Origin of the sequence: Cobetia sp. LC6, assembly GCF_030264805.1 — a bacterium.
GTDB lineage: Bacteria > Pseudomonadota > Gammaproteobacteria > Pseudomonadales > Halomonadaceae > Cobetia.
The window spans coordinates 488,971-503,482 of sequence record NZ_JASSPL010000001.1; the positions used below are offsets into that span (position 1 = coordinate 488,971).

12 protein-coding genes are annotated in these 14,512 nt (G+C 62.6%); all 12 read left to right on the forward strand.

Annotation, left to right across the window (positions count from 1 at the left end; translation table 11 throughout):
- The first annotated feature begins 15 nt into the window (after window positions 1-15).
- The 12 genes from hflX (at window position 16) to QQF40_RS02160 (ending at window position 14,416) form a co-directional block, all read left to right on the forward strand.
- Window positions 16-1,386 (forward strand): ribosome rescue GTPase HflX, encoded by a 1,371-nt coding sequence (hflX, locus tag QQF40_RS02105; protein WP_285460240.1) that lies wholly within the window; start codon window positions 16-18, stop codon window positions 1,384-1,386.
- A gap of 387 nt (window positions 1,387-1,773) precedes the next feature.
- A complete protein-coding gene (gene hflK, locus QQF40_RS02110; protein WP_043335204.1) occupies window positions 1,774-2,994 on the forward strand; it encodes an FtsH protease activity modulator HflK in 1,221 nt (406 codons plus the stop codon).
- On the forward strand, window positions 2,994-3,875 hold the full coding sequence (gene hflC, locus QQF40_RS02115) for a protease modulator HflC (protein WP_175089748.1): 882 nt from the start codon (window positions 2,994-2,996) through the stop codon (window positions 3,873-3,875). The genes hflK and hflC overlap by 1 nt, the downstream gene beginning before the upstream one ends.
- A 348-nt stretch (window positions 3,876-4,223) precedes the next feature.
- Window positions 4,224-5,408, forward strand: coding sequence for an ATP phosphoribosyltransferase regulatory subunit (locus QQF40_RS02120; protein WP_285460241.1), 1,185 nt, complete (start codon window positions 4,224-4,226; stop codon window positions 5,406-5,408).
- A gap of 188 nt (window positions 5,409-5,596) precedes the next feature.
- The gene (locus QQF40_RS02125) at window positions 5,597-6,892 is read left to right on the forward strand and encodes an adenylosuccinate synthase (RefSeq protein WP_166019460.1); all 1,296 of its coding nucleotides are present in this window, start codon (window positions 5,597-5,599) and stop codon (window positions 6,890-6,892) included.
- Between the two features lie 378 nt (window positions 6,893-7,270).
- Window positions 7,271-7,777 carry an SUF system Fe-S cluster assembly regulator gene (locus QQF40_RS02130; RefSeq protein WP_175089751.1) on the forward strand — a complete coding sequence of 169 codons (507 nt, stop codon included), beginning with the start codon at window positions 7,271-7,273 and terminating at the stop codon, window positions 7,775-7,777.
- Window positions 7,778-7,896: 119 nt separating this feature from the next.
- The gene (gene sufB / locus QQF40_RS02135) at window positions 7,897-9,339 is read left to right on the forward strand and encodes a Fe-S cluster assembly protein SufB (RefSeq protein WP_176676623.1); all 1,443 of its coding nucleotides are present in this window, start codon (window positions 7,897-7,899) and stop codon (window positions 9,337-9,339) included.
- A 75-nt stretch (window positions 9,340-9,414) separates the two neighbouring features.
- Entirely contained in the window at window positions 9,415-10,164 is a 750-nt protein-coding gene (sufC, locus tag QQF40_RS02140) for a Fe-S cluster assembly ATPase SufC (protein ID WP_175089753.1), read from the forward strand.
- Complete coding sequence (gene sufD, locus QQF40_RS02145; protein WP_175089754.1) at window positions 10,164-11,576, forward strand: Fe-S cluster assembly protein SufD; 1,413 nt, start codon at window positions 10,164-10,166, stop codon at window positions 11,574-11,576. The genes sufC and sufD overlap by 1 nt, the downstream gene beginning before the upstream one ends.
- The gene (locus QQF40_RS02150; RefSeq protein WP_175089755.1) at window positions 11,573-12,817 is read left to right on the forward strand and encodes a cysteine desulfurase; all 1,245 of its coding nucleotides are present in this window, start codon (window positions 11,573-11,575) and stop codon (window positions 12,815-12,817) included. The genes sufD and QQF40_RS02150 overlap by 4 nt, the downstream gene beginning before the upstream one ends.
- Window positions 12,818-12,982: 165 nt before the next feature.
- On the forward strand, window positions 12,983-13,558 hold the full coding sequence (sufT, locus tag QQF40_RS02155) for a putative Fe-S cluster assembly protein SufT (RefSeq protein ID WP_285460242.1): 576 nt from the start codon (window positions 12,983-12,985) through the stop codon (window positions 13,556-13,558).
- Between the two features lie 252 nt (window positions 13,559-13,810).
- Window positions 13,811-14,416: a YceI family protein gene (locus tag QQF40_RS02160; protein WP_175089757.1), complete on the forward strand. Its 606-nt coding sequence runs from the start codon at window positions 13,811-13,813 to the stop codon at window positions 14,414-14,416.
- Window positions 14,417-14,512 lie beyond the last annotated feature (96 nt).

A 14,512-nucleotide genomic window follows, 5' to 3' on the forward strand; every position in this document is an offset into this window, starting at 1 on the left:
AGTCAGAGGCGCTGATTGTTCTTCGAACGACCTGAAGCCGGTGAAACGGCCGTCCTGGTGCATGTCAATTTCCGGGACGAAAAAGAACGCGAGGATGCCGGTGAGCTCCTCGAACTCGTACGTTCGGCAGGCGCCGTGCCGGCGACCCTCATCGAGGGTAGCCGGCCCCGCCCCGACTCCCGTACGTTCATCGGAGAAGGCAAGCTTGAGGAAGTGCAAGAGGCCCTGGCCGTGCACGAAGCCGAGCTGGTCATTTTCAACCATTCATTGAGTCCTTCCCAGCAGCGTAACCTCGAAGCCACGCTCAAGTGTCGCGTCATCGACCGTACCGGTCTGATTCTCGACATCTTTGCCCAGCGTGCGCGGACCCATGAGGGCAAGCTGCAGGTGGAACTCGCACAGCTCGAGTACATGTCCACCCGCCTGGTGCGGGGTTGGACTCACCTTGAGCGTCAGAAAGGCGGTATCGGTCTGCGAGGCCCGGGGGAAACCCAGCTCGAGACTGACCGTCGCCTGTTGCGCGCCCGCATCAAGTCGATCCACAAGCGACTCGAGAAGGTGCACAAGCAGCGCGATCAGAACCGCCGTGCCCGTGCGCGTGCCGAGATCCCGAGTCTGTCGCTGGTCGGCTATACCAACGCTGGCAAGTCGACGCTGTTCAACGCGCTGACCACCTCCGAGGTGTACGCCGCCGATCAGCTGTTCGCGACGCTGGACCCGACGCTGCGTCGTCTGGAGCTCGAGGATGTCGGCTCGGCAGTCCTGGCCGATACCGTCGGCTTCATTCGTCATCTGCCGCACAAGCTGGTGGAAGCCTTCCAGGCGACCCTCCAGGAAGCGGCGGAAGCGGATCTGCTGGTACATGTCATCGACGCTGCAGACCCGGAGAATGACCGCAATACCGAGCAGGTCAATCACGTCCTGAGCGAGATTGATGCCGGTGATGTGCCGCGTCTGTTGGTCATGAACAAGATCGATCGACTCGACATGGCACCGCGCATCGAGCGTGATGGCTTCGGTCGTCCGCTGGCGGTGTGGCTGTCGGCACGCGATGGCAAGGGGCTGGATCTGCTGATGCAGGCCTTCGCCGAGTTGCTGTCCGACAACGTCATCTCCATGCAGCTGACGCTGGGGCCTGCCAAGTCCCGTCTGCGGGCAGGTTTGCATGAGCTGGATGCGGTCAAGGACGAGCAATATGACGAGCAGGGCAATGCGCTGCTGGACATTCGTCTCGAGAAACGCGATTTTCTGCAGTTGTTGTCGCATCTTGGTGAATCGCCTGAAGATTATCTCGGCGGTGAACATGACGACCGCGAAGCCTGGCAGCGTGAACTGTCCGCCGAACGCGCGGAAAAGCATCGCGTGTCGGTCACGCACAAGTCCTGATACCGTCTGGTAACGAGACTTGCGCTGGTGCGCTGCGCAGCAGCTCGATGAGAAGTGGCGTACACGCAGCATCGCACCGTTGTCGCAACGCAGTGGCAAGCACTACCCGGCATCCATCGCCGCGCACGAATGACGATGGATGCCCTCGCGCAGGGCATGCCCTGCGCGTCAGAGCAGCGGGCATTCAGCAGGATTGGCTGGATGCCGTCCGACGGACGATGGCCGTCGGGCAGGGCCATGGCCTTCTCCCGCAAGGGACGCGTCGCCATGCCGTACGAGAGAATCGGTCGCCGGAGGCCATCAGGCTCAAGGCACGGAACCGGTCGCAGCTGGCAGGGCGGCGTCATCATAATGACGAGCGGAACATCGACTGAGTGGAGACGACGTATGGCTTGGAATGAGCCGGGTGGCGGCAACCAGCATGACCCGTGGAGCGGCGGCGGTCGCAACGGGGACAAGAAGGGGGGCGGGGGTAACGGCGGTGGCAATGGTGGACCGCCCGACCTCGACGAAGCGCTGAAGAAATTCCAGGACAAGCTCAACGGCATGCTCGGCAATGGCCGCAAGCGTCGTGGCGGTGCCGGTGGCAATGGCGGCAACGGTGGCAGCACCAATGCCTTCGCGCTGCCGGGTATCATCGGTGTCATCCTGGTCGCCATCTGGGCGGCTTCCGGTTTCTACCTGGTCGATCAGTCAGAGCGTGGCGTCGTGCTGCGTTTCGGCAAGTACAACGACATCGTCGGCCCGGGCCTGCATTGGAATCCGCCGATCATCGACGATGTGCGTGAGGTCAACGTCACCAAGGTGCGTTCGCTCTCCCAGACCAAGTCGATGCTGACCCAGGACGAGAACATCGTCGAAGTCCAGATGTCCGTGCAGTATCAGGTGTCCAACCCGCGTGACTTCCTGCTCAACGTCCGTGCGCCCGAGATCAGCCTCGAGAACGCCATGGACTCTGCGCTGCGTCACGAAGTCGGCAGTGCCGACATGAACGACATCCTGACCTCCGGTCGTGAATTGCTGGCCAGCAACGTCAAGTCGCGCCTGCAGTCCTATCTGGACAACTACGGTGTCGGCCTGACGCTGCAGACCATCAACGTCGAGTCCACCTCTGCGCCGGCAGCGGTCCAGGATTCCTTCGATGACGTCATCAAGGCGCGTGAGGATCGTCAGCGCACGATCAACCAGGCACTGGCCTACGAGAACTCGATTCTCCCGGAAGCCCAGGGTCAGGCGCAGCGCATCATCGAGGAAGCCGAGGGTTACAAGGAGTCCGTGGTCGCGAAGTCCCAGGGTGAAGCCAACCGCTTCACGTCCCTGCTGACCGAGTACCAGAAGGCGCCGGAAATCATCCGCGAGCGCATGTATCTGGAAACCATGGGCGAAGTGCTCGGCAAGACCAACAAGGTGCTGGTGGATGTCGAGAACGGCAATTCCCTCATGTACCTGCCGTTGGACAAGCTGGCCAACAAGTCCAGTGCTGCCGCCGAAGACAGCAGTGGCATGAGTCGTAGTGAGCTGGACCGTGTGTCCCGACAGGCGAGTGATGCCCTGAGCCGCAGCCAGAGCACTGACAGCAGCAACAGCATCCGTCGGGAGGGTCGTTAATGATCAACAATCGCTCACTGATGGCCGTCGCCGGTCTGGCCGTAGTGGCCTGGCTTGGTAGCAACAGCCTCTACACGGTTGATGAGACCCAGCGCGCCATCAAGCTCAAGTTTGGTGAAGTGGTGGAAGACAATATCCAGCCCGGCCTGCACTTCAAGCTGCCGGTCTACAACACGATCCGTACCTTCGATACGCGCGTGTTGACGCTGGATGCCCAGGCAAGTCGTTATCTGACCCGCGAGAAGAAGGCCGTCATCGTCGACTCCTTCGTCAAGTGGAAGATCGTCGATCCGAAGCGCTACTACGAAGCGACCTCCGGCGACGAGCAGATGGCCGAGCGCCTGATCGCGCCGCGTGTCGACGAGAGTCTGCGTAACGAGTTCGGCAAGCTCGAACTGGTGCAGATCATCTCCGAGCAGCGTGACGCGCTGATGAAGAAGCCCACTGAAGAGCTCGACGAGGTGATGCGCAAGGAACTGGGGGTGTCGATTCTCGATATCCGCGTCAAGCGTATCGACCTGCCGGACGAAGTCTCCCAGGCGGTCTACGAGCGCATGAAGACCGAGCGTCAGCGTGAGGCACGTGAGTATCGTGCCCAGGGTCAGGAGCAGGCCGAGAAGATCCAGGCCAATGCTGATCGTCGCCGTTCCGTCCTGCTCGCGCAGGCTGAAGAGCAGGCGCAGACCCTGCGCGGTGAAGGCGATGCCTCCGCTGCTGCCATCTATGCCGGCGCCTACGGGGCGGATACCGAGTTCTTCCGCTTCTACCGCTCTCTGCAGGCCTATCGCGACAGCTTCAAGGGTGATGGCAACATGATGGTCATGCAGCCGGACAGCGAGTTCTTCCGCTTCTTCAAGGACCCGCAGGGCAGCAACCAGTAAGCAGCATCATCAAACCCGAAGGCTTGCTTTCGGGGATGTTGCGCGCGGCCTCTGGCAGCATCAGAGGCCGCGCAACGGATGAACGTCGCTCGAGAGGTTCGCGGGGTTCATCCCACAAGGATTCATGCTAGACTCCTGCAACCGGGCACCGCCCGGTTTTTTTGTGGCCGCTTTTCATGCACAGGCGCAAGGCCGACAGGAAAGCGTCGAGCAGGACCTTGCTTCACGGGTCTCGGTCGGCTGCTGTGAAATCCCCCGCGGGCGTCGCGTTCGACATGAGCGTCAGCCGGGTGAATTTCCTCGCGTCACGAGTCACCCCTTGTCATAAATCTCTCGCAGGATAGCGCAATGACCATCGCAGATCGCTGGCTCCTCCCGGATGGCATGGATGAGGTATTGCCCCCTCAGGCAACCCGTATGGAGGCGCTGCGCCGCGCGCTGCTCGACCTCTATCATCGCTTCGGCTATGACCTGGTGCTGCCGCCGCCCGTCGAATTTCTCGATTCGCTGCTGACCGGCACCGGCACCGAGCTTGATCTGCAGACCTTCAAGCTGACCGACCAGATGACCGGTCGCATGATGGGCGCCAGCGCCGATGTCACCCCGCAGGTGGCACGCATGGACGCTCACTCCCTGCACCGCGAAGGCCCGGTGCGTCTGTGCTACTGCGCCAACGTGCTGCGCACCAAGGCGGACAAGCACCAGGGCGGTCGCAGCCCGGTGCAGGTCGGGGCTGAGCTCTTCGGCCACGCCGGTCTCGAGGCCGACCACGAGATTCTGCATCTGGCCCTGACCAGTCTCGAGCAGGCCGGCGCCGGTGAATTGCACCTGGCACTGGGCCATATCGGCATCTACCGTGCCTTGATCGCCGAAGCCGGCATGAATGACGAGCACGAGCGTGAGCTGTTCGCTGCCATCGAGCGTAAACAGTATTCCGCTCTCGATGCATTGATCGATCGCGTGGTGGGTGACAAGGTAGTGGCGGGCATGCTCAAGGCGCTGCCGCACCTGCACGGTGATGACGAGATTCTGGCCCAGGCGCGTACCGCCTTCGCCGGCGCACCGGCGGCGGTCGCCAGCGCTCTGGATCAGCTGACGGCGCTGAGCTGCGCGGTCCGCGAGCGTCATCCGCAGGTCACGCTCTATTTCGACCTCGCCGAACTGCGCGGTTACGAGTACCACACCGGCATGGTGTTCGCGGCCTACGTCCCGGGTTACGGTCAGGCGCTGGCCAAGGGTGGTCGCTACGACGATACTGGACGAGCCTTCGGTCGTGCGCGTCCTGCCACCGGCTTCTCGATGGACCTCAAGCAGCTGGCCTCGCTGGTCGTGCAGGCTCCGGCCTGCGACGGCATCTGGGCGCCGGCACTAAACGACAGCGCGCTGCGTGAGTGTGTCGATCAGCTGCGTGCCGCTGGCGAGCGTGTCATCGAGGCCCTGCCGGGCCAGACCACAGGCGCGGATGCACACCGTTGCAATCGTGAGCTGGTCAATGGCGACGGCGGCTGGCAGGTCGTTACACTCGATGCCTGAACCTGGATGACTGGACTTGGATGACTGGACTTGGATGACTGAGTCTGGCTGACCCGAGAACGATGGCAGCGAGTGACAGATAGCAGAACAGCTGGGGCCACTGGGCCCCGAGGTGCAGCTGCCGATAGGGCAGCTGCACTTGTGAGTGGGTTTTCACCGACGGTTATTCACCGAAAGAGATAGGAACCATGGGCAAGAATGTAGTCGTGCTCGGCACCCAATGGGGTGATGAAGGCAAGGGCAAGGTCGTCGACCTGCTGACCGAATCCGCCAGCGCCGTCGTGCGTTTCCAGGGTGGCCACAACGCAGGTCATACCTTGGTGCTGGACGGCAAGAAGACCGTCCTCCACCTGATCCCGTCCGGCATCCTCCACCCGGGCAAGACCTGCGTCATCGGCAACGGTGTCGTGCTGTCTCCGGAAGCGCTGATCAAGGAAATCCGTGAGCTTGAAGCCAACGACGTGCCGGTGCGTGATCGCCTGCGTCTGTCGCCGGCCTGCCCGCTGATCCTGTCCTACCATGTGCGTCTGGACCAGGCGCGCGAGAAGGCCCGTGGCGTCGCCAAGATCGGGACTACCGGTCGCGGCATCGGTCCGGCCTACGAAGACAAGGTCGCGCGTCGTGGCCTGCGTCTGGGTGACATGCTCCACCGTGAGCGTTTCGCCTCCAAGCTGGGCGAAGTGCTGGATTACCACAACTTCGTGCTGCAGCACTATCACGGTGAAGCACCGGTCGACTTCCAGCAGGTGCTGGACGAAGCCATGGAAATGGCCGAAGAGCTGCGTCCGATGGTCTGCGACACCGTGGATCTGGTCCACTCCGTGCGCAAGGCCAACGAGAACATCCTCTTCGAAGGTGCTCAGGGCTCACTGCTCGACATCGACCACGGTACCTACCCGTACGTCACCAGCTCCAACACCACTGCCGGCGGCACCGCCACCGGTTCCGGCGTCGGCCCGCTGTATCTCGATTACGTGCTGGGCATCACCAAGGCCTACACCACGCGTGTCGGCTCCGGTCCGTTCCCGACCGAGCTGTTCGATGAGTTCGGCCGTCACCTGGCCGAGCGTGGCCACGAATTCGGTGCCACCACCGGCCGTGCGCGTCGTTGCGGTTGGTTCGATGCCGTCGCTCTGCGCCACGCCGTGCAGATCAACTCGGTCAGCGGCATCTGCCTGACCAAGCTGGACGTGCTGGATGGTCTCGAGAACATCCGTGTCTGCATCGGCTATCGCAGCAAGGATGGCGACGTGCTGGACAACCCGGTGGATTCCGAAGGCTACGAAGCCATCGAACCGCTGTACCAGGACCTGCCGGGCTGGAGTGATTCCACCATCGGCGTGCGCGAAGTCGACAAGCTGCCGGCCAACGCTCGCGCTTATATCAGCTTCCTGGAAGAGCAGGTCGGCGTGCCGATCGACATCATCTCCACTGGCCCGGACCGCAACGAGACCATCGTGCTGCGCAATCCGTTCCACGACTGACCATCATGCATCGCTCGGATGAGCCTTGCATGACGGCATGATGGCGTGACCAAGACACCCCGTCGGGATTCTCCCGGCGGGGTGTCTTGCGTTGTGAAGGAGGGGGCGCGTTGTAGGGAGGGCTTGTGAAGCGGAGTGGCCGTCATCGATCTTTCGCTACGTGCGGGATTGTTGTACAGGGCGCCTGGGTCATCGGGCGTGGCTGGTAGATATTTTAAATGGGAATGATTGTTATTTTTGTTGTGATCGGCGGCTATCTTGTCGGCAAACTGGTTGCCCAGGTCGCAATTCGACGTTTTCGGTGGGGTCCCCGCTTCACAACGTTCTGATACAGGACTAAAATGGTCCCCAATTAATCTTCCCGTGGTGGAGGCCAGCATGCTGAAGCTTTCCAAGATGACCGATTATGCCGCTGTCGTGATGGCGCGCATCGCCCGCGAGCCGGACTCGGCCCACGCGGCGATCGATCTGGCCGAAAGCGTGCAGCTGCCGCATCCCACCGTGAGCAAGACGCTCAAGGCGCTGGTGCGGGCCGGTCTGCTTGAATCGCGTCGCGGCGCGCTGGGCGGTTATCGCCTGGCGCGCCCAGCCAGCCAGATCACGGCCAGCGACATCATCAGCGCCATCGAAGGCCCGGTAGCCGTGACCGAATGCAGTCATGCCGATGGCGATTGCGAGCTGGTCAACACCTGCGGGGTGGCCGACAACTGGCAGCGCGTCTCGTACGCCATCAGTGAGCTGCTGGGCAGCGTGACGCTGGCGCATCTGGCGTCATCCGCGCCACTGCGCATGCCGGTGCAACTGCCGATTCAGGCCATCAGTCTGTATGGGGATGACGAGCCACTCCCCAGGGCCAAGGCATCCAACGGCGCCGGCAAACGCTGAATTCGTTGCCGCGCGACAAACTTCGCCGTGGCAACACGAACATTCGAACTTCGCTGCGATTCGGGCGGGGTGATCAGGCATCTGAACAGACCCGGAGCTCTCCGGGAGAGGAGACCAGCATGGCGAGCCAGGAGATGGAGCAGCTTGTACAGCGCGAGTACAAGCAGGGCTTCGTGACCGATATCGAGAGCGACACCATTCCGCCGGGACTGGATGAAAGCGTGATTCGCTTCATCTCGGCCAAGAAGGGTGAGCCAGAGTGGATGCTGGAGTGGCGTCTGGATGCGTATCAGCAGTGGCTGAAGATGAAGGCGCCGTCCTGGGCCCACCTGGATTATCCGGAGATCGACTACCAGGCGATTTCCTACTTCAGCGCCCCGAAGAAGCCGGAAGACCGCCCGCAGAGTCTGGATGAGGTCGACCCCAAACTTCTCGAGACCTACGAGAAGCTGGGTATTCCGCTGCACGAGCGCGCCGCACTGGCCGGTGTCGCGGTCGACGCGGTCTTCGACTCCGTGTCCGTGACCACCACCTTCAAGAAGGAGCTGTCCGAGGCGGGCGTCATCTTCTGCTCCATCTCGGAAGCCATCCAGGACTACCCGGAGCTGATCAAGCAGTATCTCGGTACCGTGGTGCCCAAGGCGGACAACTTCTTCACCGCGCTGAATGCGGCCGTCTTCACCGATGGCTCCTTCGTGTTCGTGCCGGAAGGCGTTACCTGCCCGATGGAGCTTTCCACCTACTTCCGCATCAACGCCGCCAACACCGGCCAGTTCGAGCGCACCCTGATCATCTGCGAGAAGCAGGCTCAGGTCTCGTATCTGGAAGGCTGTACCGCGCCGCAGCGTGATGACAATCAGCTGCACGCCGCCGTGGTCGAGCTGGTGGCGCTGGAAGACGCCTACATCAAGTATTCCACCGTCCAGAACTGGTATCCGGGTGATGAAGACGGCAAGGGCGGCATCTACAACTTCGTCACCAAGCGTGCCGACTGCCGTGGTGACCGCTCCAAGGTCTCCTGGACCCAGGTCGAGACCGGCTCCGCGATCACCTGGAAGTACCCGTCGTGCATCCTGCGCGGCAAGGACAGTGTCGGGGAGTTCTACTCCGTCGCCGTCACCAATGGTCGTCAGCAGGCGGACACTGGCACCAAGATGATCCACATCGGTGAGGGCACCAAGTCCACCATCGTCTCCAAGGGTATCTCGGCCGGTAATTCCGAGCAGTCCTATCGTGGTCTGGTCAAGATCGGCCCGCGGGCCAAGGGGGCGCGCAACTTCACCCAGTGCGACTCGCTGTTGATCGGCGACCGCTGTGGCGCGCACACCTTCCCGTATCAGGAAATCGGCAACGCGACGGCCACTGTCGAGCATGAGGCCACGACCTCCAAGATCGGCGAAGATCAGCTGTTCTATTGCCGTCAGCGTGGCATCAGCGAGGAAGATGCGGTCAACATGATCGTCAATGGCTTCTGCAAGGACGTCTTCCAGGAGCTGCCGATGGAGTTCGCCGTCGAGGCCGAGGCGCTGCTCAACGTCACCCTTGAAGGCGCCGTCGGCTGATATCGCCGCGTCTTTCGCATTCACCCCCATTCTTGAGGGCCGCTCGCGGGCGGCCTGTCAGCAAAAGGTATCAACATGCTCGTAGTCAAAGATCTGCACGTTTCGGTGGAAGGCAAGGAAATCCTCAAGGGTCTCGATCTGACCATCAACAAGGGTGAAGTCCACGCCATCATGGGCCCGAACGGCGCAGGCAAGTCCACGCTGTCTTCCGTGATCGCCGGCAAGGACGGCTATGAAGTGACCTCGGGCACCATTACCTATGAAGGTGAGGATGTACTGGAGATGGAAATCGAGGAGCGCGCCCGTGCTGGCCTGCTGCTGGGCTTCCAGTACCCGGTGGAGATCCCGGGGGTCAAGAACGTCTACCTGCTCAAGGCGGCGCTGAATGCCAAGCGTGAAGCCGAAGGCCTGGGCGAGATTCCGGCCCCGGAATTCATGAAGCTGATCCGCGAGAAACTGGCCTTCATGCAGATGGACGCCAGCTTCCTGCAGCGCGCCGTCAACGAAGGCTTCTCGGGTGGTGAGAAGAAGCGCAACGAGATCCTGCAGATGCTGGTGCTGGAACCGAAGCTCGCCATGCTCGACGAGATCGACTCCGGCCTCGACATCGATGCGCTGAAGATCGTCGCCAAGGGCGTCAACTCGCTGCGCAGCGAAGACCGCGCCGTGCTGATGGTCACCCACTACCAGCGTCTGCTCGAGCACATCGTGCCGGACCAGATCCATGTGCTGATGGATGGCCGCATCGTCAAGTCCGGCGACAAGTCGCTGGCCCTCGAACTCGAAGCCCAGGGCTATGACTGGCTGCAGGAGGAAACCGCGTAATGACAGCACTTGCTACCGCGTCCGTCCCCGGCAGCGAAGCCTTCGCCAGCGAATTCGCTGCCCGCAAGGCTCGCTTTGCGGCCGACCCGAGCTGGATGGCCGCCCGCCGTCAGGCCGGCATCGCCCGCTTTGAAGCCCTCGGCCTGCCGACCCGCAAGGTCGAGGCCTGGAAGTACACCGATACCCAGGCACTGGGTCGTCAGCAATATCGTCTCGCCGACGATGCAAGCCTCGCGCCGGCCGTGAAGGATGAGCTGGCACTCGACGTCGATGCCTATCGTCTGGTGTTCGTCGATGGCCTCTACAATGCCGAACTCTCCGATATGGCAGGCCTGCCCGACACCGTGCGTGTCGTGCCGCTGTCTGAGGCCATCGTCAATCAGCCGGAAGTCATCGGCGGCTCGCTGAACCGCCTGACCGGCATCGACTTCACGCCCTTCGTGGCGCTGAATTCCGCCTTCACCGAAGAGGGTGCGGTGATTCAGGTTGGCCCGCGTACGGTGCTCGACAAGCCGGTCTACGTGCTGTTCCTGTCGCGTGCCGCCGTCGAAGGCCAACCCGTGACCATGAGCCACCCGCGTCTGCTGGTGCAGCTGGGCAGCCGCGCCGAAGCCAGCGTGATCGAGCATCACATCGGTGAAAGCGGCGCGACCAACTTCACCAACATGGTCAGCGAAGTGATGCTGGAGCGCGGCGCCGTGCTCAATCACTACAAGCTGGGCGAAGCTGCCACCGGCGAGACGCATATCGCCTCGCTGCAGGTCGAGCAGCCGCGTGACAGCCAGTATCGCTCCATCAACCTGAACACCGGTGGTGGCCTGGTGCGCAACGACATCGTCTGCGACCTGAACGGCAACAACGCCCATGCACGCCTCGATGGCCTGTTCTTCGGTCGTGATCGCCAGCACGTCGACACCCACTCGCTGGTCAATCACAACGAGGCACTGACGTTCTCCGACGAGAACTACAAGGGCATCCTGGCCGACCGTGCCCGCGGCGTCTTCAACGGCCGCGTGCTGGTCAAGCGCGACAGCCAGCAGATCGAGGCGCATCAGAACAACGCCAACCTGCTGCTCTCGGACCGCGCCGAGATCAACACCAAGCCGGAACTCGAGATCTACGCCGACGACGTCAAGTGCTCCCACGGCACCACGACCGGTCAGCTCGACGAGACCGCCGTCTTCGCGCTGCGTGCCCGTGGCATCGATGAGCAGACCGCCCGTGGTCTTCTGACCCTGGCCTTCGCCAACGAAGTCATGACTGGCCTGGGCATCGACGCCATCGCCGAGCGCATCGAGCGCAGTGTCGCGGGACGCCTGCCGTCACGCTTCCACCTCGATGAGCTGGTCGATCTCAGTGTCGAGCTGGGCGGTGGCGCCGTGGCGGTGGCACGTGATGAGGACTTTGCATGAGCGCACTCGACAACCTGATGCTCGACGTCGTGCGGGTACGTGAGGATTTCCCGATCCTCGAGCGTCGCGTGCATGGCGATGTGCCGCTGATCTATCTGGACAGCGCCGCCACCAGCCAGACGCCGACCGCCGTCATCGACGCGATGAGCGACTACTACCGCAAGACCAATGCCAACATCCACCGCGGTCTGCATACCCTGGCGGATGAGGCGACGGCGGCCTTTGAAGGCACGCGTGAGAAGGTGCGCAGCTTCATCAATGCGCGCCTGACGCGGGAAGTCATCTTCACGCGTGGCACCACCGAGGCGATCAACCTGGTCGCCAACAGCTGGGGGGCCAACTGGCTGAATGCCGGCGATGAAGTGCTGATCTCGGTAATGGAGCATCACGCCAACATCGTGCCGTGGCAGCTTCTGGCCGAGCGCCTCGATATCGTCATCAAGGTCATCCCGTGTGACGACGATGGTGTGCTCGACATGGCGGCCTACCGCGACCTGCTGGGCGAGAAGACGCGTCTGGTCTGCGTCAATCAGGTCTCCAACGCCCTGGGCAGCATCAACCCGGTGGCCGAGATGGCGAAGCTGGCGCACGCTCATGACGCGTTGATTCTGGTCGATGGCGCCCAGGCGGTGCCGCATCAGCAGGTCGATGTGCGCGAGATCGATGCTGACTTCTATGTCTTCTCGGGCCACAAGATGTACGGGCCGACCGGCATCGGTGTGCTCTACGGCAAGGAAGCGCTGCTGGAGGCGATGCCGCCGTGGCAGGGTGGTGGTGAGATGATCCGCACGGTGTCGTTCGAGAATGGCACCCTGTTCGCGGACTTGCCGCACAAGTTCGAGGCCGGCACGCCGCCCATCGCCGAGGTCATCGGATTGGGCAAGGCCATCGACTGGCTGGGTTGTACCCACATGGCGCTGATCACGCGCTGGGAGCAGCAGCTGATGCGCCATGCCAGCGAGCGCATGCGCGAAGTGGACGGCCTGCGCATCATCGGCAACTCGCCCGACAAGGCGGGCGCGATCTCCTTCGTGGTCGATGGTGCCCACGCCCAGGATATCGGTCTGCTGATCGACCAGCTGGGGGTCGCCATCCGTACCGGCCACCACTGCGCGCAGCCGGTGCTGCGTCGCTTCGGTGTCGATGCCACCTGCCGGGCCTCCTTCGCGGCCTACAACACGCCGGAAGAGATCGACATGTTCGTCGATGCCCTGCAGCGTGTGCTGACCATGGTGCGCTGAGCACCCCCTGCGGTGCCCCTGACGGGCGCTGATCAATGAGGCTCGCGCATGGCGGGCCTCATTGGTATCGGCCCTTGCCAGGGGATGTCGTCACCCGTACGTCTTGAGTGAACCAACAGAATTCACGATCCGCATGCCTGTCATGCGGATCGGCAAGGAGAGGGCATGAGCCACACTGAAGACCAGCTGGCCAGCCTCGGCAAGGGCCAGAAGATGCCGTTGCAGCGGGACGTGGAGGGTATCTCGGTACCGTTCGGCAAGTCGGTGACCCTGCATGAGGATTCGGTGGTTGAAGTCATGCAGGCCAAGGGCGGCACTGTCAGCGTCGCCTTCGAGGGTCGCATGTACCTGATCGAGAGCTTCAGCCTCGATGCGCTGGGGCTGGACGCCATGCCGCGTCCGCATCTGCCGGCCGGCCAGAGCGATGCCGATATCGAGGCCTTCGTCTGGGCCCAGCTGCGCACCTGCTTCGACCCCGAGATCCCGGTCGACATCGTCGAGCTGGGGCTGGTCTATGGCTGTCGTATCGACACCCTGATCAGCGGCGAGAAGATGGTCAATCTTAAGATGACGTTGACCGCGCCGGGCTGCGGCATGGGCAACGTGATTGCCGAAGATGCCAAGCGCAAGATTCTCGGCGCCGAGGATGTCTCCAAGGTCCACGTCGAGATCGTGTTCTCGCCTGCCTGGTCGCGCGAGATGATGAGTGAGGATGCCCGCCTGGAGCTGGGCATGTTCTGAGCATCTTCAGCACGCCTTTGTCGTCTGCTGCTTCGCTCCTTGCTGTCTGCGGCTCCCTCGTCGGCCTGACATGGCCGTCAGTCGCAGTATCACTGGGGCGAGATGCAGCAAACGCAACCGGATGGGCGGGAACCTCTCGTCCATCCGGCTATCCAATTCACGTTGCTGAGCGTCCGGGCAAGTTGCCTCGGGCCGCGTCGGCACGTCCGTTTGACGGTTTCCCGTATCACCTGCCTCAAGGAAGACTCCCCAATGCGATTCCAGACTGCGCTGCGCACCCTGACCGCCACTCTGATCCTGAGCACCGCTGCCAGCGCGCAGGCCGCCTGGAAGCTGGATGGCGATCTGTCACAGCTGAGCTTCCAGACCACCAAGATGGCCAAGTCGGGCGCCAGCACCGTCGAGACGGATGCTTTCACCTCCTGGCGTGCGCGCGTCAATGACGCCGGTCAGCTGTCGGTGGAGATCGACCTCGACTCCGCCAGTACCGGCATCGACATTCGTGACCAGCGCGTCAGCGAGAAGCTGTTCGAGTCCGGCACCTACCCGTTGGCCGTGATGACCGCGAGTCTCGACATGCCGACCCTCAAGGTGATGGAGCCGGGCGACACTCAGAAAGTGGATGTCGAAGGCCAGCTGACGTTGCACGACAACACCCAGAACCTGCCGATGAGCCTGCAGGTGACGCGCCTGCGCGGCGATCGCTGGCTGGTGCAGACCCTCACGCCTGTGATGGTCGACGCGGAGCAGTTCGCGCTGGTCGATGGCATCCGCACCCTGCGTGACCTGGCCGGGCTTGGCAACATCGCGACCCAGGTGCCAGTCAGCGTCAAGGCCGTGATGGTTCAGGAAGACTGAGCGGAGTCACTCGCATGCGTGGCTGGGGACAGTCAGTGCTGGCAGAGCCTCGGCCGCTTGGGTAGGCTGGGCGCTCATGCCTGCACGATGTGGCGG